Source organism: Massilia sp. Root335 (assembly GCF_001425685.1).
Classification (GTDB): domain Bacteria; phylum Pseudomonadota; class Gammaproteobacteria; order Burkholderiales; family Burkholderiaceae_D; genus Telluria; species Telluria luteola.
The window spans coordinates 122,967-143,992 of sequence record NZ_LMCY01000005.1 but is presented as its reverse complement, the minus strand read 5'-3'; the positions used below and the strand labels follow the sequence as shown (position 1 = coordinate 143,992).

General features: G+C 67.1%; 14 protein-coding genes. 8 read left to right on the top strand and 6 right to left on the bottom strand.

The features are described from left to right. The 3 genes from ASC93_RS04800 to ASC93_RS04790 are packed head-to-tail and all read left to right on the top strand — an operon-like array spanning position 1 to position 4,691. Positions 1 to 3,012, top strand: a complete 3,012-nt coding sequence (locus ASC93_RS04800) for a glycosyl hydrolase family 28-related protein (RefSeq protein ID WP_056437912.1) — start codon at positions 1 to 3, stop codon at positions 3,010 to 3,012. Beyond that, positions 3,002 to 3,913, top strand: coding sequence for an alpha/beta hydrolase (locus tag ASC93_RS04795; protein ID WP_056437909.1), 912 nt, complete (start codon positions 3,002 to 3,004; stop codon positions 3,911 to 3,913). Before ASC93_RS04800 ends, ASC93_RS04795 begins: the two co-directional genes overlap by 11 nt. 10 nt (positions 3,914 to 3,923) lie before the next feature. Next, positions 3,924 to 4,691, top strand: coding sequence for a ThuA domain-containing protein (locus ASC93_RS04790; RefSeq protein ID WP_056437906.1), 768 nt, complete (start codon positions 3,924 to 3,926; stop codon positions 4,689 to 4,691). Positions 4,692 to 4,706: 15 nt separating this feature from the next. On the opposite strand, the gene ASC93_RS04785 is transcribed toward ASC93_RS04790, so the two are convergent. Continuing rightward, on the bottom strand, positions 4,707 to 7,370 hold the full coding sequence (locus ASC93_RS04785; protein WP_229412597.1) for a TonB-dependent receptor: 2,664 nt from the start codon (positions 7,368 to 7,370) through the stop codon (positions 4,707 to 4,709). Between the two features lie 226 nt (positions 7,371 to 7,596). Further along, positions 7,597 to 11,088, bottom strand: coding sequence for a glycoside hydrolase family 2 (locus tag ASC93_RS04780; RefSeq protein ID WP_056437899.1), 3,492 nt, complete (start codon positions 11,086 to 11,088; stop codon positions 7,597 to 7,599). A gap of 361 nt (positions 11,089 to 11,449) precedes the next feature. On the opposite strand from ASC93_RS04780, the gene ASC93_RS04775 reads away from it, so the two are divergent. The 3 genes from ASC93_RS04775 to ASC93_RS32480 all read left to right on the top strand — a co-directional run bounded on the left by ASC93_RS04775 (position 11,450) and on the right by ASC93_RS32480 (position 14,025). Next, a complete protein-coding gene (locus tag ASC93_RS04775; protein ID WP_056437896.1) occupies positions 11,450 to 11,977 on the top strand; it encodes a hypothetical protein in 528 nt (175 codons plus the stop codon). Positions 11,978 to 12,108: 131 nt separating this feature from the next. Further along, positions 12,109 to 13,854, top strand: a complete 1,746-nt coding sequence (locus ASC93_RS04770) for a ClcB-like voltage-gated chloride channel protein (RefSeq protein ID WP_056437893.1) — start codon at positions 12,109 to 12,111, stop codon at positions 13,852 to 13,854. 45 nt (positions 13,855 to 13,899) lie between these two features. After that, on the top strand, positions 13,900 to 14,025 hold the full coding sequence (locus ASC93_RS32480; RefSeq protein WP_267874923.1) for a hypothetical protein: 126 nt from the start codon (positions 13,900 to 13,902) through the stop codon (positions 14,023 to 14,025). Here the strand turns inward: ASC93_RS32480 and ASC93_RS04765 are convergent. Then, complete coding sequence (locus tag ASC93_RS04765; protein ID WP_056437888.1) at positions 14,022 to 14,696, bottom strand: methyl-accepting chemotaxis protein; 675 nt, start codon at positions 14,694 to 14,696, stop codon at positions 14,022 to 14,024. The genes ASC93_RS32480 and ASC93_RS04765 overlap by 4 nt on opposite strands. A gap of 330 nt (positions 14,697 to 15,026) precedes the next feature. Between ASC93_RS04765 and ASC93_RS04760 the strand changes: the two genes are divergently transcribed. Beyond that, positions 15,027 to 15,353 carry a hypothetical protein gene (locus tag ASC93_RS04760; RefSeq protein ID WP_056437883.1) on the top strand — a complete coding sequence of 109 codons (327 nt, stop codon included), beginning with the start codon at positions 15,027 to 15,029 and terminating at the stop codon, positions 15,351 to 15,353. Here ASC93_RS04760 and ASC93_RS04755 read toward each other — a convergent pair. After that, positions 15,350 to 15,646: a putative quinol monooxygenase gene (locus tag ASC93_RS04755; RefSeq protein ID WP_056437879.1), complete on the bottom strand. Its 297-nt coding sequence runs from the start codon at positions 15,644 to 15,646 to the stop codon at positions 15,350 to 15,352. The genes ASC93_RS04760 and ASC93_RS04755 overlap by 4 nt on opposite strands. A 95-nt stretch (positions 15,647 to 15,741) precedes the next feature. After that, positions 15,742 to 16,242: a single-stranded DNA-binding protein gene (gene ssb / locus ASC93_RS04750; RefSeq protein WP_056437874.1), complete on the bottom strand. Its 501-nt coding sequence runs from the start codon at positions 16,240 to 16,242 to the stop codon at positions 15,742 to 15,744. A gap of 482 nt (positions 16,243 to 16,724) precedes the next feature. On the opposite strand from ssb, the gene uvrA reads away from it, so the two are divergent. After that, positions 16,725 to 19,574, top strand: coding sequence for an excinuclease ABC subunit UvrA (gene uvrA / locus ASC93_RS04745; RefSeq protein ID WP_056437871.1), 2,850 nt, complete (start codon positions 16,725 to 16,727; stop codon positions 19,572 to 19,574). A 227-nt stretch (positions 19,575 to 19,801) separates the two neighbouring features. Here uvrA and ASC93_RS04740 read toward each other — a convergent pair whose 3' ends face one another. Beyond that, entirely contained in the window at positions 19,802 to 21,025 is a 1,224-nt protein-coding gene (locus tag ASC93_RS04740; protein WP_056437868.1) for a cyanophycinase, read from the bottom strand. Between the last annotated feature and the right edge of the window lies 1 nt (position 21,026).

Below are 21,026 nucleotides of genomic sequence, written 5' to 3'. Positions count from 1 at the left end.
ATGAAGACTACGATTTCCACCCTGCTGGCCGCGACGTTCGCGCTCGCGGGGACGGCGCAAGGCTCGGTGTCCGCCTTCCAGACCATGCCCGACGACCCGCATGCCGTCGTCGTGCATGCGCGGGGCGACGGCAGGACGGACGACAGCGCCGCCATCCAGCAAGCCCTCGACACCGCGGCCAACAAGGGCGAAGGCGGCGTCGTGTTCCTGCCGTCGGGCCGCTACCGCATCACGAAGAGCATCCTGATCCCGCTCGCCGTGCGCCTGTACGGCGTCGGCCCGACGCGCCCCGTGTTCGTGCTGGCGCCGCAGACGCCGGGTTTCCAGCAGGGCGTCGCCAACATGGTGATCTTTACCGGCGGCGACCAGTACACGGTCGGCAAGGTGCCGATGCCCGTGGCGGGCGCCGTCGGCGCGCAGAAGGACGTGCGCGACGCGAACTCCGCGACCTTCTATTCCGTGCTGTCGAACGTCGACTTCGAGATCGGCGCCGGCAACCCGGCCGCCACCGGCGTGCGCATGCACACCGCGCAGCACTCGAACCTGTCGCACATCGATTTCAATATCGGCAGCGGCCTCGCCGGCGTCTACCACGTCGGCAACATCGCCTACGACCTGAAATTCCACGGCGGCCGCTACGGCATCCTCGCGGAAAAGACGTCGCCCGCGTGGCAATTCACCCTCCTCGACTCCAGCTTCGACGGCCAGCGCGACGCCGCCATCCGCGAGCACGAGGCCGGGCTCACGCTGGACAACGTCGACATCCGCGACACACCGGTCGGCATCGACATCGACCGCGGCTACGGCGACTGGCTGTGGGGGAAGCACGTGCGCTTCGAGAACGTGGCGAAGGCCGCCGTCGTCATCAGCAACGAGGACAACGTCTACACGCAGATCGCCTTCGAACACGCATCCGCGCGCAACGTGCCCACGTTCGCGCGCTTTCGCGACAGCGGCAAGACCCTCGCCGGCGCCGGCCGCGCGTACGAGGTCACGGAACTCAATTACGGCATGAAGCTCGATCAGCTGGGCGCGCCGGGCCGCTTCACGACCAATTACAAGACCGCGCCTTTCCCGACCAGGTCGACGCCGCAGCGCGTACTGAAGCCGCTGCCGCCCACGCAAGAATGGGCGAATGTGCGCACATTCGGCGCCCGGGGCGACGGCCGCGCGGACGACACGGCCGCCATCCAGAAGGCCATCGACGGCAACCGCGTCGTGTACCTGCCGCAGGGCTTCTACATGGTGAACGACACGATCCGCATGAAGCCGGACACCGTGATCGTCGGCCTGCACCCGGGCCTGACGCAGCTCGTGCTGCCAAACGGCTCGCCCCTGTTCCAGGATGTCGGCACGCCCAAGGCCCTGCTGGAGAGCGCGCGCGGCGGCGCCGGCATCGTGTCCGGCGTCGGCCTCGCGACGGGAGAAGTCAACAACCGCGCCGTCGCGCTGCTGTGGCGCGCGGGCGCGTCGTCACTGGTCGACGACGTGCGCATCCAGGGCGGCCACGGCACGCGCCTGTACGACGGCACGCGCGCCGATCCGTACAAGAAGACGCCGAACTGGGACACGACGGCCTGGTGGGACCGCCAGTACCCGAGCATCTGGGTGACGGACGGCGGCGGCGGCACGTTCACCGGCATCTGGTCGCCGAGCGGGTATGCGCAGGCCGGCTTCTACGTGACGAACACGAAGACCCCGGGCCGCGTGTACGAACTCTCGGCCGAGCACCACATCCGCAACGAGATCGTGCTGGACGGCGTCGAGAACTGGTCCTTCTTCGCGCCGCAGACGGAAGAAGAAGTCCGCGACGGCATGGACTCCACGTCGTTCGACATCCGCAATTCGAAGAACCTCCTCATCGCGAACTACCACGCCTACCGCGTCACGCGGTCCATCAAGCCGGCGCTGGCGGCCGCGCGCATCGCCAACTCCAGCGACATCCGTTTCAGGAACGTGCACGTGAACGGCGAGAGCGGCTTCGCGACCTGCGACGAGAACGGCTGCACGACCTACCTGCGCGCGTCGAAATACCCGTACGAGAACGCCATCGTCGACGTCACCCACAACATCCAGGTGCGCGAGCGCGAGTTTGCGATCCTCGACTACACGGGCACGCAGGCGAGCGCGCCGGCGCCCATGGGCAAGGTGGAAAAGGTCGCGGACGGCTTCTATTCCATCGCCGGCGGCGCGGTCGACGCGAACGGCAAGCTGTACTTCATCGACCGCCACTTCAAGCGCATCCACGCGTGGAGCCGCGAGCGCGGCCTCGAGATCGTGCGCGACGCGCCGCTCGACCCGATCAACCTCGCCATCGACCGCAGCGGCGACGTGATGGTCGTGTCGCACTACGGCCCGGGCGCGAGCGTCTACGCATTCAAGCCGGACATGCCGCCCACGCCCGAAGGCATCACGATGATCAAGCCGACGCCGGTCGCGGCGCGGGCGGATGCGCGCGTCGCGGTGCCCGTCAACTTCTGGCAGAACGGCGAATTCCGCGACCAGATCGATCCGAAGACCTACGAATTCACGATGCTGGCCGAGATGTTCGCGCGCGACGTCGCGCAGCCGAAGGCGCAGGAATACGTGTCGCCGGACGGCAGCCTGGTGCTGCCCGCGTACCGCGTGACGCGCCAGGGCGCGACGAACCACCTGGGCTACCGCTGGTCCGATACGCTCGACACGCACGGCTTCACGAGCGCCCGCGTGGGCGAGCGCGTGGTCTTCACGAACGGTTCCGAGAACCGCACGTTCAGCGGCTTGATGGGGCAAGGCGGCGCCATCACGGACCTGAAACCGGTGGCCGACCGCGGCGGCGAAAGCGCGGCGCTCGGCCCGGACGGCAATGTCTACGTCGCCAACGGCCAGGTGTTCGTCTACGGCCCGGACGGCAAGGAGCGCGGCCGCATCGACGTGCCGGAGCGCCCGCTGCAACTGGTCTTCGGCGGCTCCGACAAGCGTACACTATTCATCCTGACCCATCACAGCCTCTACACGACCCATGTCGATTGAACACCTGATCGTGTCCGCCATGCTGGCGCTGGCCTGCGCCGGCCCTGCTCTCGCCGAACAAGCCAAGGCCGCGCCGCCGGTCGTCAAGCTGTGGCCCGACGGCGCACCGGGGTCGGAGCAGCGCCGCAACGAACCGGAAAAGCTCGTCGACGGCGCCTACCCCACGAACGTGCACGACCCGTCGCTGACGGTTCTGCGCGCCGACCCGCGCCATGCGAACGGCGCGGCGGTCGTCATCGTGCCGGGCGGCGGCCACTACCTGCTCGTCGTCGAGAACGAAGGCATGCTGCCGGCCAGGCTGTTGAACCGCGTCGGCGTGACGGCCTTCGTGCTGAAGTACCGGCTCCAGCACGGTCCGGATTCCGCGGGCTACACCGCTTCGCGCGAGGGCGCGGCCGACCTGCGGCGCGCCGTGCGCTGGGTGCGCGCCCATGCGCCGGAATATGGCGTCGACCCGCAGCGCGTGGGCGTCATGGGCTTTTCGGCGGGCGGAGAACTCGTGTCGCTGGTCGCCGACAATCCCGAACCGGCGCCGCGCGGCAAGACGGATGCGCTGGACCGCCAGAGCGCGCGCCCGGATTTCCAGGTGCTCGTGTATCCTGGGCCGCTGGGCTCACCCGCGAAGGCCGTCGACGGCGCGCCGCCGGCGTTCCTCGTCGCCGGCTCGCGCGACACCTGCTGCATGCCGCCGACGCTCACGCTGTACCAGCAGCTGGTCAAGGCCGGCGTGTCGGCCGAGCTGCACCTGTATGCGGACACCGACCACGCATTCAATATGGGACAGCGCGGCGAGCGCGTCTCGCTGCAGCACTGGCCGGACCGCCTCACCGACTGGCTGTCCGACGGCGGCTGGCTCGTCCCGCGCAATGGACGCCAGCCGGAAGGCGTGCCCGCGCCATGAAAGGAGTGACATGAAACGTATCGTGCCGACGCTGGCGGCGGCCACCATGCTGGCCACGCCGGCGGCGTGGGCGGCCGACAGCCAGTACAAGCTGCTCGTGCTGGCCATCCCCAACAAATACCACTACGAATACATCCCCGTCGCGCGCGACAGCCTGGAAAAGCTGGCCAAGCTGCACGCGTTCGAATTCACGTACACGAACAAGACCGAGGTCTTCGACGGCGACCTGAAACAGTATGCGGCCGTCGTGTTCCTCAACACGCCGGGCGAGGAACTGAATCCGGCGCAGCGCGCGAACTTCGAGGCATACATGCGCGCCGGCGGCAATGCCGTCATCGTGCACCGCGCCGCCATCACGCCGCCGAACGGGTGGGTGTGGTACGAAAAGCTCGTCGGCCGCTCTTTTAAAATCCACCCGATACTGCAGACGGCGGCCGTCGACGTCGTCGACAAGGGTTTTCCCGCGACGTTCGGCATTCCGCCGCGCTGGATCTGGAGCGACGAGTGGTACGAGACGACGAACCCGTACAAGGTCGCCATCCACCCCGTGCTGAACGTGGACGAATCGAGTTATGACCCGACCAGGATCTGGCCGGGCCAGGTAGCGACGGGCATGGGCAGGGATCACCCGGTGTCGTGGTATCACCGGTACGAACAGGGCCGCGTGTTCGTCACGCTGCTGGGGCACAACGTCGAGATGTACCGCGACCCGCAATACCTTGCCCACCTGATGGGCGGGATCTGGTGGGCGGCGACGGGCAAGGGCCAGCAGCGCTGACCCCCGCCCACCCGGTCAGTAGTTCAGGCCCGCGCGGATGCCGAACATGCGCGGCTCGACGTACGAGGCCTGCATGAAGCCGCCCCACAGGGAATCGCCGCTCGTCTTGGCGCGCTTGTCGAACGCGTTGCGCACATACGCTTCGGCAAACCATTTGCCCTCCGGCGCTTCGAGCCGTGCCGAGGCATCGACCAGGGCATAGGCGGCCTGGTAGCGGCCGATGTGGGCCCAGTCCGAATTGCGCAGGTCGAAGTAGGCCTTGTCGCGCCAGTTCACCTTCACGTACGGCGTCAGCTTGTAGCCGCCGGCCAGGTCGAAGTCCTGCGCGAAGTTCATGTTGACCTGGTACTTCGGCGTGTTGGGCAGGTGGTTGCCGGTGATGTCGTACAGGCGGCGGCCCAGCAGTGCCTTGTTCGTACCGTTGTAGACGGCCGGGCAAGGCTGGACGCCGAATTCGGCGCGCACGTCGCCGCACTGGTAGTCGTCGCTGTAGTTGTCGAAGCCATGCACGCTGGTGTCGATGAGGGCGAAGCCGCCGCCGAAACGGGCGCCGTGCCACGGCTTGTAGTCCCACTCGATCTCCAGGCCGGGGATGCGGGTGTCGCCGACGTTGATGGTGCGCCAGCTCTCGTACACGTCGCACTTGGGCTGGTCGGCCGGGCATGGCAGGTGATTGTCCGGGATGATCTGGTTGACGAAATAATTACCGGTCAGCTGCATGTCCTTGTAGCGCATGTAGAACGCGGTGACGGACAGGCTCAGCTTGTTGTCCAGGAAGCGGCCCTTGTAACCCAGCTCGTAGTTCGTGACGGTCTCCGGACCGTAAGGCAGGAACGTCGCCTCGCCCGGCTTGCCCGTGGCCGCGCACAGGTGGTAGTTGCAGCTGTCGACCTTGTCCGCGAAGCCGCCGGCCTTGTAGCCGGTCGAGATCGAGGCATAGGCCATCTGGCGCGGGGTGATCTGGTATTGCGTGCCGAGGCGCCAGGTCACCTTGCTCCAGCTTTCCTTGTGATCGTTGTTGGTGGCGTTCGCATAGCCGGCATAGGCGATCGGGCCGCCGCCGGCCCAGCCCATCAACTGGGTCAGGTCGGTGCCGTCGTGGATCACGAAGTCCGGCGTGCCGGGGGTGCCGCGGTCGTACATGCCGCGGTAGTAGGCCGGGTTGCCGATCCAGTTGGCGCCATACACCTTGCCGCCCTGGTCCTGCTTCCAGTCGTCGTTGTAGCGCAGGCCCAGCGTACCGGTCCATTTCGGCGCGAAGTTCCAGTCGGCCTGGCTGTAGATGGCCTTGGAATCGACCTGGCGATTCGGCTGCGCATAGACCACGCTGCCCGGGTCGCCGAACGGATGCTGGATCGCTTCCGTCATCTCGTAGTCGATGCGGTTACGTTCGTGCATCCAGAACAGGCCGGACACGTACTTCAGGGCCCCGAGCTGCTGCTTGAGCTGCAGTTCATGCACGGTCGACAGGTAGCGCGAATCGGCCGTGCGGTGCCAGGTGTCGCGCAGCGGCCAGGTGCCCCAGTTGCCGTCGGGCGTATTCGGGAACGGGGCGATGTCGGCCCACGACGGCGCGTTCTGCAGGCCCAGGTCGTCGTCCGTGATCTGCGAGCGGCGCTGGTCCGAGACCGCGAAGTTGTAGTTGACCGACGTATGGTCGTTGAGGTTCCAGTCCAGGCCCGTGCGCAGCGTGCGGATATTCAGGTCGGTGGCGCCCGGCACGTTGACCTTGATGTCCCATTCGCTGCCGTTGCAGGCGTAGCGGGTGCCGGCGCCGGAAGCGCAGTCGCGGAAGAAGGCATAGCCCGCGCCCGAATCCTGGAAGTTCTCGAATGCGGCGCGCAGCGTCAGGTCCTTGTTGATGCGCAGCGCAGCCTGCAGGCGGGCCGCCCACTCGTCCTGGTTGGTGTAGTAGTCGCGCGGCGAGACCGGGTGGTTGTAGCGCATGTCCACGTCCGGGATGCCGTTCGGGACCCAGCCCTTGGACGGCACGTTGGCTTCAGACAGATCCTGCGTCTGGTGCGCATAGCCGTCGCGCACCACGCGCATGAACGAGCCGCGCAGCGCCAGGCTGTCGTTGACGACGACGTTCTGCACGAGGCTGATCTGCTTCTTCTGGTAGTTGCCGAAGTCGACATCGGCGCGGCCGTAATTGCCGTTGAAATCGGGCTTGGCGGTGATCACGTTGACGCTGCCGCCGGTCGAGTTACGGCCGAACAGCGTGCCCTGCGGGCCGCGCAGCACCTCCAGCTGGTCGATGTCGAACATCAGCGCCTGCGCGCCCTGCGGCCGCGGCGAATACAGCCCGTCCACGTGGAAGCCGACGGCCGGGTCGCCGGTCTCGGTGAAGTTGGTCGAGGTGATGCCGCGGATCGTGATCTGCACGCCGCTGTCCAGGCCCTGGTTGATGGTGACGTTGGGGATCTCGTTGCCCAGGTCTGCCATGCTCGTCACGCCCTTGCGGGTCAGCTGGTCCTGCGAGAACGCGGTCACGGCGACCGGCGTCTTGAGCAGGGAGGTGCTGAAGCGGGTGGCGGTCACCGTCACTTCGGGAATCGTGTCGCTGGTTTGCGCCTGCTTGGCGGCGGGCGTGGTGGCCGTGGCCTGGGTATCGGTCTGGGCCTGGGCCTGGACGGGCAGCGCGGCGAAGGCGCAGGCACTCGCGACAGCCATGCTCATGGCCGTTCGTTTCATCGGATGCAGCATCTGATCTCCTTGGTCTTCTGAATTATGCGTGCCGGCGATGCGGGGTCCGGCACGTGGTCGGGACAAGGGACCGTCGAACCGGCCCCGTACGAACGAGTATTTCAATCCGTATTCGTAAAATCAAAGAATTTCGCCGGACACCTTTCAGTTTCTTCGTCTTTACTAAACAACGGGTTTGTCGCGCGACGGCGCGGCTCCTTTACGGCCGCGGCGCGTCCACCGCGACCGTCCGTTCCGCGGCGTTCCACGCGCGCACGGCGACGGCGAGCCCGCCCTGCCCGGCGGCGGCCGGATCGAATTCGGCGGTGACGACGCGGCTCTCGCCCGGCATCAGCGACACGTAGTTGTCGGACCAGTACACGGGCAGCACGCGCGCGCCGCCGGCCGTCGTCAAGGTCAGCTTCGCGGTCAGCAGCGGCACCGCGGATGGATTGGCCAGCGTGACGTCCACCTTGCGCGCCGCGCCTTCCGTGCGGCCGGCGGCGCGTACGGTCACGGGTACGTCGGGCAGCGCGTCCAGGCCGCGCAAGCGTTCCGGGCTCGTGGCCTCCCAGTACACGTTGTCGGAAAGGGTGCGGCCCGCGCCATCGGCGAGCGTCAGTTTCACGACCACCAGACCTTCCCGCGCCAGCAGCTTGCCGATGCCGAGGTCGATGGGGCCGGACGTGCCGCCGCCGGCCACGCTGACGGTGGTCGCGCCGCGGCCGGCGAGCTTGCCGTCGACCGTGTACGCCGCGAACGCCACGTGCGCGTTCTCCAGCGGCGCGACCGGGTTGTTGATGACGTCGACGGCGTGATCGGGCAGGTTCAGTTGCACGTGCACGGGTTCGGACGCGTGTTTCGTGCCGTAGTAGGCGGCGTGCGTGTCGTAGTCGTGGCTGAGGATCTGCCACATCGTGCTCGGCCAGGCGGGCTGCGTCATCCACAGCATGCGGCCGCTGTTCTCGCGCCACAGCCCCGCGTTCATGCCTTCGAAGATGGCGCGGTGCGACTCATAGTTCATCAGCTGCGCCTTGCGCTCGAAGTCGGCGAGCGAGGCGGGCGCGCCGTACTGGCGATCGAGCGCCTTCATGAACGGCTCGACGCGGCCATTGCCGCTGGCATGCCAGTCGTGGTACGCGGCCGTGTCGCCCAGCGGCCAGCGCTCGGACGGCGGGACGACGGCCTCGAACGCCTCCCGCGTGGGGAACGACGGCGTGCCCACCTCGACGGCGAAACCCTTGGCGTGCGTCGTGAAATAGGTTTCCGGCGGCTGGTAGTCGTACGGGCCGCTGTTCTGCAGGTTGACGCGGTTCGAGCTGCCCGTGTACCAGCGCGTGCCGTCCTCCGCGTAGATCAGCGCTTCCAGTCTTTCGTTCAGCGCCGGCTGCGGCACGCCCTCGTTGCGGCCGAACCAGGCGACGATGGACGGGTGATTGCGGAAGCGGCGCACGACGTCGGCCGCATTCGCCATGAACAGGTCGACGTCCTGCGGTTCGATGTTGTAGTCCTGCGTCGAGGCCCAGAAGTCGTTCAGCACCATGAGGCCGTATTCGTCGGCCAGTTCGAAGAACGTCTCCTCGGTGTCCTGGCCGACCCAGTTGCGGATGATGTTCACGTTGGCGTCGCGGTGCAGGCGGAAGTACGGTTCCAGGCGCGCGCGGTCGACGCGCTTCATGAAGTCGTCCATGCCCCAGCTGCCGCCGCGCGCCGCGATGCGCACGCCGTTGACCTTGATGACGAGGTAAGGCGTCAGGCGCGTGTCGTCCAGTTCGCGGATCGCCTTCGTTCCCTCGGCTTCCGCCCGCAGGCCCGTCGCCCACTGGTTGTCCGCGATCTTGCGCAGCGCCTCGTGGCGGGCGTCCGTGATGCGGATGCCGAGTTCGTGGGCCTTCGTGAAATCGGCCTCCACGCGGCGCAAATGGCCCGTATGGTCGACCAGCGACAACTCGTACGTCACGCTGCGGATGCCGAAAGCGGTGTGCGCATGGTCGGACAACGCCGCCCCTTGCAGCACGTCGACGTCGAGGTCGTGCAGTTCCGGCTTGCCGTAGCCGTTCGGCCACCACAGGTGTGGATGCTTGACCTTGAGCGCGGCGAATTCCGCCGCCGCGAACCGCACCGTGCGCGTGCCGGGCGCCACGTCCAGCGTGCGGCTCACGACGATCGGCGCCAGCGCTCCGGCGCGGTCGCGGATGGTGGCGCGCACGGTCGCGCGCACTGGCTTGTCCGACACGTTCGTCACCGGCACCTCGATGCCGATGTCGGCCTCGCCATTGCCGGCCGCCAGCGCGGTGATCACGTGCGCATCGCCCACGCGCACGTCGCCCGTGCTGCGCAGGACGACCTCCTGCCACAGGCCGGTGTTGCGGTCGCGCACGGACGGAATCCAGTCCCACCCTTCGGTGGCGATGAAGGTCGGACCGTCCTGCGCCTGCACCCCGCCGTTCTCGCCGACGCCGGCCGCGATGGATTCCTCGTGCGCGATGCCGGGATGCGGCGGCGGCGACACCTTGACCGCGATGACGTTTTCGCCCTTGGGGTTCACGTACGGCCCCAGGTCGACGCTGCCGCGCACGAAGGCGCCGCGCGTCGTGCCGGCCTTGCGGCCGTTGACCCAGATGTCGGCCGCGTAGTTGATGCCCTTGAACGTGACGAACAGGTGCCGGCCCGGCCGCCGGTCCGGCGGCAGGACGAAGCTGGTGCGGTACCACCAGTCCTGCCGGCTCAGGCTTTCCGGAATCGCCAGGTTGTCGAGGCCGTACGCCGGGTCCGGATACACGCCGCGGTCGACCAGCGTCGTGAGCACGGTGCCGGGCACGGTGGCCTTGTACCAGTGCGACGCGTCGTAGCCGCCGCTTGCGATCTGACTGGCCGTTCCCGATGCCTTGTCCGCGGATTGCAGCGTCCAGGCGCGGATCGCCCAGGTGCCGGCGCCGCGCCGCTCCAGCGCCGGACCGGCATAGGCCGGCACGGCGACGGGGCGCGCCGGCAGCGTCGCGCTCTTGGGCAGCGTCCATGCATCCTGCGGCGCGAGCTGGCCGGCCATCTGGTGCGTCTGCAGCGGCCAATGCGGGCTGCCGGATTCGAACACGGTCAACGTCTCGTCCGGCCGTGCCGCCGCCAGCCGCGCGACGGCCTGCGCATCCAGCGCTTCGTCGGCGACCATCAATCCCGCGACGCGGCCGGCGAAACCGCCGGTGGCCCCGGTGCGCGGCGCGATCGCGAGCTGCGCGGCGGCCGTGTCCGCGCCGTCCGCATCCTGCCGCGCCACCTCCCTGCCGTTCGCGTACAGGACGACGTGGCGGCCGTCCCGGCTGGCCGCGACATGCGTCCAGGCGCCCGCGCCGAGCGTCACGTCGGTGCGCAGCGGCGCGCCGGCGCCGCAAAACGCCAGCTTGCCGTCGACGCTGCACAGGTAACCGATGCCGTCCATGCCGGCCAACAGCGCCGTCCCGCGCGCGGGTTCGGACGGCTTGAACCAGCCGCCGATGGCGAAGCCGCGTCGCGCGGCCAGCGTCATGCCCTTGGGCGGCTTCTTGACGAGGCCGTCGCTGGCGGCCGGGAATTCGGCGTTGAAGGGCCCCCACGTGGCCGCACCGGCGACCGGCGCCAGCGCGGCAGATGTGGCCAGCAGCACGGCAAATACGGCGTTCAAGGGACGGGGTGGGCTGGCGACGGGCGTGGACAGGCCCGAACTGGCGTGGCGCATGGAGGTCTCCGGGAATGGACGTGATGTCCCGGCACGGGGCGGCCGGGATCGTTGTGCGGCGGATTCTGCATCCGGCCGATGGGAGGGTCAAACGCGGGACGGCCCTGGCGGCGCAGTTTAGCCGTGATCACTAAACAGCCCGCGACATGCGTGCGGCGCGCCCCGCCCGCCCCGTGGGCGCGATCTCCCGGCTCTTTAGTAAAGCCGTCTGACCGCTCTCAACATCCCGGCAGACCTTGGCGCAGGGTCACCCTGCCGCATGGGCATGTCCGTAAGATGTTTTTATTACATGCCAAAACATCATGCTCCGCCATCGCGGCGGATCGTTGCCCAAGTCATCGTCGTCTTTCGGAGATCCCGCATGAACATCCACGCATTGCCGTTCCCATCCCGCCGCGTCCTGGCGGCCCTGTTGCTGTCGTCCGCCGTCGGCGCGGCCTGGGCCGATTGCTGCAGCACCCCGAGCGAGGCCGGCCGCATGACGGGCGGCGGCTCCCTCATCTGCCCCGGCGCGGCCTACCGCTACACGTTCGGCTACGAGTTGCATTGCCAGCAGAACGGCACGATTTCCGGCCCCAACAACCTGGAAGTCAACCTGTCCACCGGCGACCACTTTCATTTGACGGATCTCACCCGGGGTCTGTGCACCGGCCCCGACGCCACCACGCCGAACGCGCCGTTCAACACGTATTACGGCACCGGCAGCGGGCGCCTGAACGGCGAGCCGGCCAACATCTGGTTCAACTTCGTCGACCGGGGCGAGCCGGGCGCCGGGGTCGACATCGCCGCGTTCACGATCCAGACGTCGTCGGGCAACCTGCTCCAGTGCAGCAATACGCTCGAAGGCGGCAACAACCAGGCGCACCAGGCCACCGGCAGGCGACCGTAACGCGCGCATGCCGCGCCTTGGCCATCGACGATGCGGCCAGGGCGCCGGCACGAGTCGGTGGATACGGGGTGGAAGCGGGCGCATGCTATAGTTGCCGGCCTGGACGCCGCGCCAGGCCCTCTATCCACACCATGAACGTTTCTCCACCCGATCGCCTGCGCACCCGGCTCCGGCAGCTGCTGCGCGCCAACGCCATCCTGCTGTGGGCGGCGCTGGTCGGCTGCGCCGGCGCGCTGGCGACGCTCCTCTTCCGCGACGGTCTCACCCTGCTGCAGGCGCTGCTGTTCGGCCGCAGCGGCTCCTTCGTCGACATCGCGACGGCCCTGCCCTGGCCCGCGCGCCTGCTGACGCCATGCGCCGGCGGCCTGCTCGCGGGCTGCCTGCTGGTGCTGGCGCGCCGCCACGCCGGCGGCGTGCGGGCCGACTACATGGAAGTCGTGGCCGTGGGCGACGGCAAGGTGCCGGTGCAGCTCACGCTCGTCAACAGCGTGTCGTCGCTGCTGTCGATCGCGTCGGGCGGCTCGATCGGCCGCGAAGGCTCGATGATCCAGCTGGCCGCGATGACCGCGTCCGTCGTCGGCCGCATCGGCCGCTTCAACACCGTGCGCCTGCGCCTGCTGGTGGCCTGCGGCGCGGCGGCCGGCATCGCCGCGGCCTACAACGCGCCCATCGCCAGCGCCTTCTTCGTGACCGAGATCATCCTGGGCGCCATCACGATGAACAGCCTCGGGCCGATCATGGTCTCCGCCGTCGTCGCCAACATCACCATGCGCCGCCTGCCCGGCTATCACCCCACCTACGAGATGCCGGCCTTCGCGCCGATCGCCAACCTGGAAGTCGTGTGGTTCGTCGCGCTGGGCGTGCTGGCGGGACTGATTGCGCCGGCCTTTTTGTACGCGCTGCAGCGCACGCGCCGCCTGTTCGCCGGCAGCAGCCTGCCGCTGCCGCTGCGGCTCGCGCTCGGCGGCCTGGGCGTGGGCGCCATCTCCCTGTGGGTGCCGCAGGTCTGGGGCAACGGCTACAGCGTCGTGAACGCGCTGCTGCACCAGTCCTGGCTGTGGCAGGCCGTGCTCGTGGTCCTCGTCTGCAAGATCGCGGCGACCCTGCTCACGAGCGGCTCCGGCGCCATCGGCGGCATCTTCACGCCCACGCTGTTCGTCGGCGCGGCCATGGGCCATCTGTTCGCGCTGGTGCCGCAGGCGCTGTGGCCGGAGACGGCGGCGGCGCCGGCGGCCTTCGTCGCCGTCGGCATGGGCGCCACGCTCGCCGCCGCGACGAGCGCGCCGCTGATGGCGATCCTGATGATCTTCGAGATGACGCTCAGTTATTCGTTGATGCTGCCGCTGATGCTCGCGTGCGTGGTCGCGTACGGCGTCGCGCGCGCCGTGAACGGCCCGTCGATGTACGAGATCACGGCCCGCCGCGCGGCCGACGAGCACGAACGCGAGCGCCTGCGCGCCATCCGCATGCAGGAACTGATCCGCCCCGCCGACACCGTCCTGCCGCTCGACGCCCCCATCGCGCTGGCCGCCGCGCTGTTCCGCCAGCATCCGGTGAAATACGTCTACCTCGTCGACGACGCGCGGCGCTACCGCGGCGTGGTGGCGCTGCACGACGTCGCCGCGCTGTACCAGCAGGACGGCGCATCCGCCCGCACCTGCGCCGACATCGCGCGGCCGGATGCGCTGCCGGTCGTGAGCGCCGACATGAGCCTGGAGGAAGCCTTGCGCCAGTTCATGCGCCACTTCGGCGAGCGGCTGCCGGCCGTGCGCAGCGCGACCGACCCCGAGCTGCTCGGGGCGGTGCACAAGACGGATGTGCTGGATGCGTATGTCAGGTTGAACCGGGAGCCGCTGGGGGTGCAGGTGGAGGGGTGATGTTCACTTTTTTACTTGTTCACGTAACGTGAACAAGACCAGGTGATGAAAATTCTGTACGAAGACGGGTATGCCCTGCTCGCCACCCTGACCGATCCACGCAAGCGCGACCGCCTCGTCGTCCACATGACGCGTGCCGCCGGAGCATCGCAAAACAGCCTGCCACCCTAGGTCAGCGCCCCCGCCAGGACGGTCTGCACCAGATCGTCGATCTCGCCCGTGACGTTGGTCATCGTGCTCGCCACCACGGCGAACTCCTTGCCGACCGGGCCGGCGCGCGCCGCGACCACTTGTGCGTTGAAGGCGACCATGCGTGCCTGCCGCGCGATGGTTTTGATGTCACCCATCAAGTCCTGCATCTGCCGGCGCTGCAGCGCGGCATGCCGCTTGGACTGTTCCTCGTACACGAGGGTCAGGGCGTTGAGCACGCTGAGCAGCGGTGTCGCGCAGCGCACCAGGTCGTCGAGCAGCGCGGGCGCGCGGCGCGACGCGCTGCCGATGGCATCCAGCGTACTCTCGGCCAGGGCGATGAAGTCGCGCACGACCTTGTCCCCCTGCAGTGTGCCGAAGTACGCATCGTGCAACTGCTGGCAGAAGACGCCTGGCAAACCCTGCTTGCCCTGCACGAGCGTGACATGCGCGTCCTTGAAAGCAGCCAGCGTGTCGCGGGCGGTCCGGTCCGCGCCTTCATGGCCCAGCGACGCCAATACCGAATACAGCACGACCCGCTGGGACGTGAAGCGCCGGCGGCCGGACAGGTTGATCAGGGCGCCGAACACGTCGCCGGACAGCTTGACCTCGGGCTTGGCGACGGACAAGGGGGGAAGAGTTTCTGCATGCATCTTGGGCTCCGATCGGTTTGACCGCCGGCGGCGGCTCATACAACGTTCAGAGCAGGTTTCATGCCCGCTTGGACCGTGATTGTCGTATGCCGACGCACTAACTTGAATCAAACAGTCCGCTTATACGCACCAGGATGTGAGGGCAGCCCAAATAACGGGCAGGCGCGAACCACGCCGGATGTGCTCAACGACTGAACCGCCCCGTCTTCCAGGGCTGGACGGGCCGAGCGCATGGCCGTCATGCTTTTCCGCAGGAATGCGTGGCAATATTGCTGAAATAATGACGATTGATGCTCAAGGTGAGCCAGCACGATAACGACGGGATAAAAAATGAGTGAATCGCGCGTTTTGGTTCCGGCCCGAGTCAGGGAACAAAGCCACTTGGGTGTCGCGATAACGCTGCTTATCGTTGTGGGATTCTTTATCTCGGCCACCCTGATCGGCAACACGTACTCCTGCACCCCGATCGCAAATCTGTATTACCTGGGCGGGGTACTCTCTCTTCCCATACTGTTCGCCTTGCCGATCGTCTTCGCACCCAAGCTGCACATCATGTTGCGCGTATGCCTAAGCTTTCTTAATGCAGGCCTGGGTGTGGTGACGTGGGCGTGGGCACACGATGCCGCCGGCATGACTTTCATGTGCAGGCTGTTCTAGCACACAGCCGTCCGCTCGTAATGCCGCATCTCCTCGAGATTGCCCACGAACGGCCTGACGCTCGCAAAGAACGCCCGGAATTCGGGGCTCTTGCGAAAGCCCTCCATGTGGCCTTCGACCGAATCCCATTCGATCCGCAGGATGAATGACGTCGGCTCTTCCGTGCACCGGCTCAGCTCGAAGCCCAGGCAATGGCTGGATGCGCGCAACGCCTCGCCGGCCGTCGCGTAGGCGGCGATGAACTGGTCGGCCTGGTCGGCCGGGATCTTGTAGCGGACGTATTCGATCACCATCGTGTGCTCCGATTGTTGAACTGATTGTTGGCAAAGAAAAAGCCCGCTGTTCTTGCGAAGAGCGGGCTTTCGTTCACAGGAAAACGGGCTCCTGTTTAAAATGGGATGTCGTCATCCATATCCGAGAAGTTCGGTGCCGGTTTCGGCTGCGGACGTGCGGCCGGGGCCGGCGGGGCCTGGCGCGGGGCCGGGCGGCTCGGCGCGGCGTCGTAGCCGCCCATGTCGTCGCCGCCGCCGTAGCTGTCGCCGCCGCCCATGCCCTGGCGGCCGCCCAGCATCTGCATGTTTTCAGCGATGATGTCGGTGGCGTAGCGCTCGATGCCGTCCTTGTCGGTGTACTTGCGGGTCTGCAGGCGGCCTTCCACGTAGACCGACGACCCCTTTTTCAGGTACTGGCCGACGATTTCGGCGAGGCGGCCGAAGAACGAGATGCGGTGCCACTCGGTCAGCTCTTTCTGCTCGCCGGTGTTGCGGTCCTTCGATTTGTAGGACGTCGCCACGGCGATGTTGGCGATGGCGTCGCCGCTCGGCATGTAGCGGATTTCCGGATCGCGGCCGAGGTTGCCGACGATGATGACCTTGTTAACTGATGCCATTTTGCAAAGCTCCTTTGGATGATCCCTGACTCTGCGTGCAGACTAGGCGTCAGGGAAACTGTTGATGTTGCGCCCGCTATTATGCTGGTCAGTCGCATCAGAAGCAACTGATTCCGCACTGATCGGACACCCGGTTTCCAGCACCCGATCAGACCACGAAGATGGGGGCGAAGTGCCCATTTTGGAAGAGATGCGCATCAATGCAACCCGGCGAAAAATATTTCGGTTTTCTGGCGAGTCTGCCATTGAATTGCCCCGCCCCCGGACCACATACGGAACGCACCCGCCGTCTCGCACGGCACGCAAGAACGACACATCTTGACAAGTCGTCATATCATGCCAACAAGCCTTGCGCACTTTTTCGAGGCCCGGCATACCACTGTAAATAAAAACAGTTAAACTAGTGCGCTTTCCCGTTCGGCCCGCTCACCCGTCACCTGCGTGCGCCGGCCCCGCAACCATTCGAAAGCCTTCAAACAACAATGGAAGAAATCCGTATCCGCGGCGCCCGCACGCACAACCTCAAGAACATCAATCTTGACCTGCCGCGCAATAAGCTCATCGTCATCACCGGCCTGTCGGGTTCCGGCAAATCCTCGCTCGCTTTCGACACGCTGTATGCCGAAGGCCAGCGCCGCTACGTCGAGTCGCTGTCGGCCTATGCGCGCCAGTTCCTGCAGCTGATGGAAAAGCCGGACGTCGACATGATCGAGGGCCTGTCGCCGGCGATCTCCATCGAGCAGAAGGCGACGTCGCACAATCCGCGCTCGACCGTCGGCACCGTCACCGAAATCCACGACTACCTGCGCCTGCTGTACGCGCGCGTCGGCACGCCGTATTGCCCCGACCACCCGGAAGAGCCGCTGGCCGCGCAGACCGTCTCGCAGATGGTCGATGCCGTGCTGGGCATGCCGGAAGGGACCAAGCTGATGATCCTGGCCCCCGTCGTCGCCAACCGCAAGGGCGAGCACGGCGACCTGTTCGAGTCGATGCAGGCGCAGGGTTTCGTCCGCTTCCGCATCCAGAGCGGCACGCACGCGGCCAAGATCTACGACGTCGACGACCTGCCGAAGCTCAAGAAAACGGAAAAGCACACGATCGACGTCGTCATCGACCGCGTCAAGGTGACCGCCGAGATCAAGCAGCGCCTGGCCGAAAGTTTTGAAACCGCGCTGCGCATCGCCGACGGCCGCGCCGTCGCGTACGAGATGGACACCGACAAGGAACACATCTACTCGAACAAGTTCGCGTGCAACGTCTGCGGCTACTCGCTGCAGGAGCTGGAACCGCGCCTGTTCTCGTTCAATAATCCGATGGGCGCCTGCCAGGAGTGCGATGGCCTGGGCCACATCGAGTTCTTCGACCCGAAGCGCATCGTCGCGTTCCCGAACCTGTCGCTGGCGTCCGGCGCCGTGAAGGGGTGGGACCGCCGCAACCAGTTCTATTTCCAGATGCTGACGAGCCTCGCGTCGCACTACGGTTTCGACCTCGACAAGCCGTTCGAGCAGTTGCCGAAGCCGGCGCAGGAAGCCGTGCTGTTCGGCTCCGGCAAGACCGCCGTGCCGTTCGCGTACGTGAATGAGCGCGGCCGCACGGTGATCCGCGAGCACACGTTCGAAGGCGTCGTGAACAACCTGCAGCGCCGCTACCGCGAGACGGATTCGATGGCCGTGAAGGAAGAGCTGGCGAAGTTCATCAACGAGAAGGAATGCCCGTCGTGCGGCGGCGCGCGCCTGCGCACGGAAGCGCGCTACGTCAAGATCGGCAATGGCAAGCAGCAACGGGCCATCTACGAAGTCGCGAAGACGCCGCTGCGCGACTGCCTGACCTATTTCGACGGCCTCGAACTGACGGGCGCCAAGCGCGACATCGCCGAGCGCGTCATCAAGGAAATCGTCGCGCGCCTGAAATTCCTGAACGACGTCGGCCTGGATTATCTGTCGCTGGACCGCAGCGCCGACACGCTGTCGGGCGGCGAAGCGCAGCGCATCCGCCTCGCGTCGCAGATCGGCTCGGGCCTGACGGGCGTGATGTACGTGCTGGACGAGCCGTCGATCGGCCTGCACCAGCGCGACAACGACCGCCTGATCGGGACCCTGAAACACCTGCGCGACATCGGCAACAGCGTACTCGTGGTCGAACACGACGAGGATGCGATCCGCACCGCGGACTACATCGTCGACATGGGCCCGGGCGCGGGCGTGCACGGCGGCGCCGTGATCGCCGAGGGCTCGCTCAAGGACATCATGAAGAGCAAGACGTCGCTGACGGCGGCCTACCTGTCGGGCAAGAAGAAAATCCACGTGCCGAAGAAGCGCACGCAGGCCGACCCGGACCGCCAGCTCGTCATCACGGGCGCGACCGGCAACAACCTCAAGAACGTGTCGCTGGAGCTGCCGGTGGGCCTGCTCACGTGCGTGACGGGCGTGTCGGGTTCCGGCAAATCGACGCTCGTGAACGATACGCTGTATCCGGCGCTGTCGCGCCACCTGTACGGTTCGCAGACGGAGCCGGCGCCGCACGACGCCATCCACGGCCTGGAGCACTTCGACAAGGTGATCTCCGTCGACCAGGCGCCGATCGGCCGCACGCCGCGCTCGAACCCGGCCACGTACACGGGCGTGTTCACGCCGATCCGCGACCTGTTCGCGACGGTGCCGACGGCGAAGGAACGCGGTTATTCGGCCGGCCGGTTCTCGTTCAACGTCAAGGGCGGCCGCTGCGAGGCGTGCCAGGGCGACGGCGTGATCAAGGTCGAGATGCACTTCCTGCCGGACGTGTACGTGCCCTGCGACGTCTGCCACGGCAAGCGCTACAACCGCGAGACGCTGGAAGTCCAGTACAAGGGCAAGAACATCACCGAAGTGCTGGACATGACGGTCGAGGATGCGCACGAGTTCTTCAAGCCCGTGCCGGTCATCGCGCGTAAACTCCACACGCTGCTGGACGTGGGCCTCGGCTACATCAAGCTGGGGCAGAGCGCGACGACCCTGTCGGGCGGCGAGGCGCAGCGTGTGAAACTGTCGCTGGAGCTGTCCAAGCGCGACACCGGCCGCACGCTGTACATCCTCGACGAGCCGACGACGGGCCTGCACTTCGCCGACATCGACCTGCTGCTGAAGGTGATCCACCGCCTGCGCGACCAGGGCAACACGCTCGTCATCATCGAGCACAACCTGGACGTCATCAAGACGGCGGACTGGATCGTCGACCTGGGTCCGGAAGGCGGCGCGGGCGGCGGCACGATCGTCGCGCACGGGACGCCGGAGGAGGTGGCGGTGAATCCGGACAGCGTGACGGGCAAGTATCTCAAGCCGCTGTTGAAGCAGTAAAGAGCGGCAGGGCCATGAGATCGATCGTGGCCCGAACCGCTTCACCGTCGTCCCCGCGCAGGCGGGGATCCAAGTTTTGCATGCAGTCCTGCGGCTGGAGCTGACGCGACGCGTACATTGCTTGGGTTCCCGCCTGCGCGGGAACGACGGTTTTTAGTGCGCCGCCCTCCTCACACACCCCACTCCACCGTAGCCCTCCTGCGCCGGAGCCCTGCTGCACCGTAGCTCTACTCCACCGTATAAAACGGCTGCTTCACCCGCACCGGCCGCACGTCCATCCTGATCCGGTAGACCGAATACGCATCCTCGCGGTTCGTGACGTATTCCGCGCTGTCCGGCACGCGTGTGAACGTGAACTCGAACCCGCGTTCCGGAGACTGGCTGTCCGGCCCTTCGAACGCCACGCCGACGGCGCGCTGCAGATCGCTGTCCACCAGTTTTTCGAGCAGGTCAGCGACCGCCGTGTTGCCGAGGATGTCCGTGTAGAAGATCGGCGCGCGGTGCTCGACGTACTTCCGGTCCACGGGCTCCTTGTCCGGTCCCGGCACATAGGTGCGCGTGGCCAGGTTGAACCGGTCGCCGCTGTCCAGATAACTGATGCGCGCGTTGGACAGGTTGAACCCCGCCTTGGCCTTGTCGGTGCTTGCACCCGCCAGGTCGAGCACGAGCGCGCCGCGGTAACCGATCACGGTCACGTCGCGCGCCGGCCCGACGATGGCTGCCGTGTTCTCGTCGATGCCCAGTCCCAGCGTGTATCCCTTGGCCAGCATCGCGGGCAGCATGCGGCCGAAGCGCCCGCGCGCGAGCAGGTGCTGGTCGACGAAGACGTCGGTGCCGATGAAGCCCAGTCCCGGCGCCACGTCCTTGCCGTCGACCACGCCGTTCTTCAGCACCGGCATCACGTCCAGCGGCGGGTCGTAGAACATCGTGCTGCTCATGATCGCGGCGCCGGCGCTCGTGCCCGCGATGACGCCGCCGCGCCGGTACAGCGCCCACAGCGCGTCCAGCACGGCCGTGTTGCTGCCGTCGGCGCGCCGCAGGGAACCCGTGATGCGGGCTTGATCGCCGCCCGTGAAGAAGGCGCCGCCGGCCTTGCGCACGGCATCGGCCAGGGCCGGATCGTCCGCGGCCTTGCGCGCCGCGTCGATGCTGTCCGGGCCGGCCAGCCGCGGCGCGACCGGCGCGACAAACGCCCGCGCGCCGTAGCGGTTCAGGGCGTCCACGGTGAGCCGGCCTTCCTTCGCGGGATTCTCCGCGGCCGTCGGGAGCACGGCGATGCGCGCGCCCTTCCCGCCCGCCAGCGCGACGACTTTTTCCCACACCTCGGCATTATTGACGCGCAGGCCGCCGCCGATGATGACCAGCGATCCTCTCGCCGCACCGGCATCGGCCGCCGCCGCGCCGGCGCTGGCGACGACGAGCGCCAGCGCGCAACATACGCTCTTGACCATG

Coding starts and splice junctions, on each gene's coding strand:
- ASC93_RS04770 (WP_056437893.1), top strand. CDS start 12,109: ATGAACGTTTCTCCACCCGATCGCCTGCGCACCCGGCTCCGGCAGCTG.
- ASC93_RS04775 (WP_056437896.1), top strand. CDS start 11,450: ATGAACATCCACGCATTGCCGTTCCCATCCCGCCGCGTCCTGGCGGCC.
- ASC93_RS04760 (WP_056437883.1), top strand. CDS start 15,027: ATGAGTGAATCGCGCGTTTTGGTTCCGGCCCGAGTCAGGGAACAAAGC.
- ASC93_RS04785 (WP_229412597.1), bottom strand. CDS start 7,370: ATGAGCATGGCTGTCGCGAGTGCCTGCGCCTTCGCCGCGCTGCCCGTC.
- ASC93_RS04780 (WP_056437899.1), bottom strand. CDS start 11,088: ATGCGCCACGCCAGTTCGGGCCTGTCCACGCCCGTCGCCAGCCCACCC.
- ASC93_RS04740 (WP_056437868.1), bottom strand. CDS start 21,025: ATGGTCAAGAGCGTATGTTGCGCGCTGGCGCTCGTCGTCGCCAGCGCC.
- ASC93_RS04800 (WP_056437912.1), top strand. CDS start 1: ATGAAGACTACGATTTCCACCCTGCTGGCCGCGACGTTCGCGCTCGCG.
- ASC93_RS32480 (WP_267874923.1), top strand. CDS start 13,900: ATGAAAATTCTGTACGAAGACGGGTATGCCCTGCTCGCCACCCTGACC.
- ssb (WP_056437874.1), bottom strand. CDS start 16,242: ATGGCATCAGTTAACAAGGTCATCATCGTCGGCAACCTCGGCCGCGAT.
- ASC93_RS04795 (WP_056437909.1), top strand. CDS start 3,002: ATGTCGATTGAACACCTGATCGTGTCCGCCATGCTGGCGCTGGCCTGC.
- ASC93_RS04790 (WP_056437906.1), top strand. CDS start 3,924: ATGAAACGTATCGTGCCGACGCTGGCGGCGGCCACCATGCTGGCCACG.
- ASC93_RS04755 (WP_056437879.1), bottom strand. CDS start 15,646: ATGGTGATCGAATACGTCCGCTACAAGATCCCGGCCGACCAGGCCGAC.
- ASC93_RS04765 (WP_056437888.1), bottom strand. CDS start 14,696: ATGCATGCAGAAACTCTTCCCCCCTTGTCCGTCGCCAAGCCCGAGGTC.
- uvrA (WP_056437871.1), top strand. CDS start 16,725: ATGGAAGAAATCCGTATCCGCGGCGCCCGCACGCACAACCTCAAGAAC.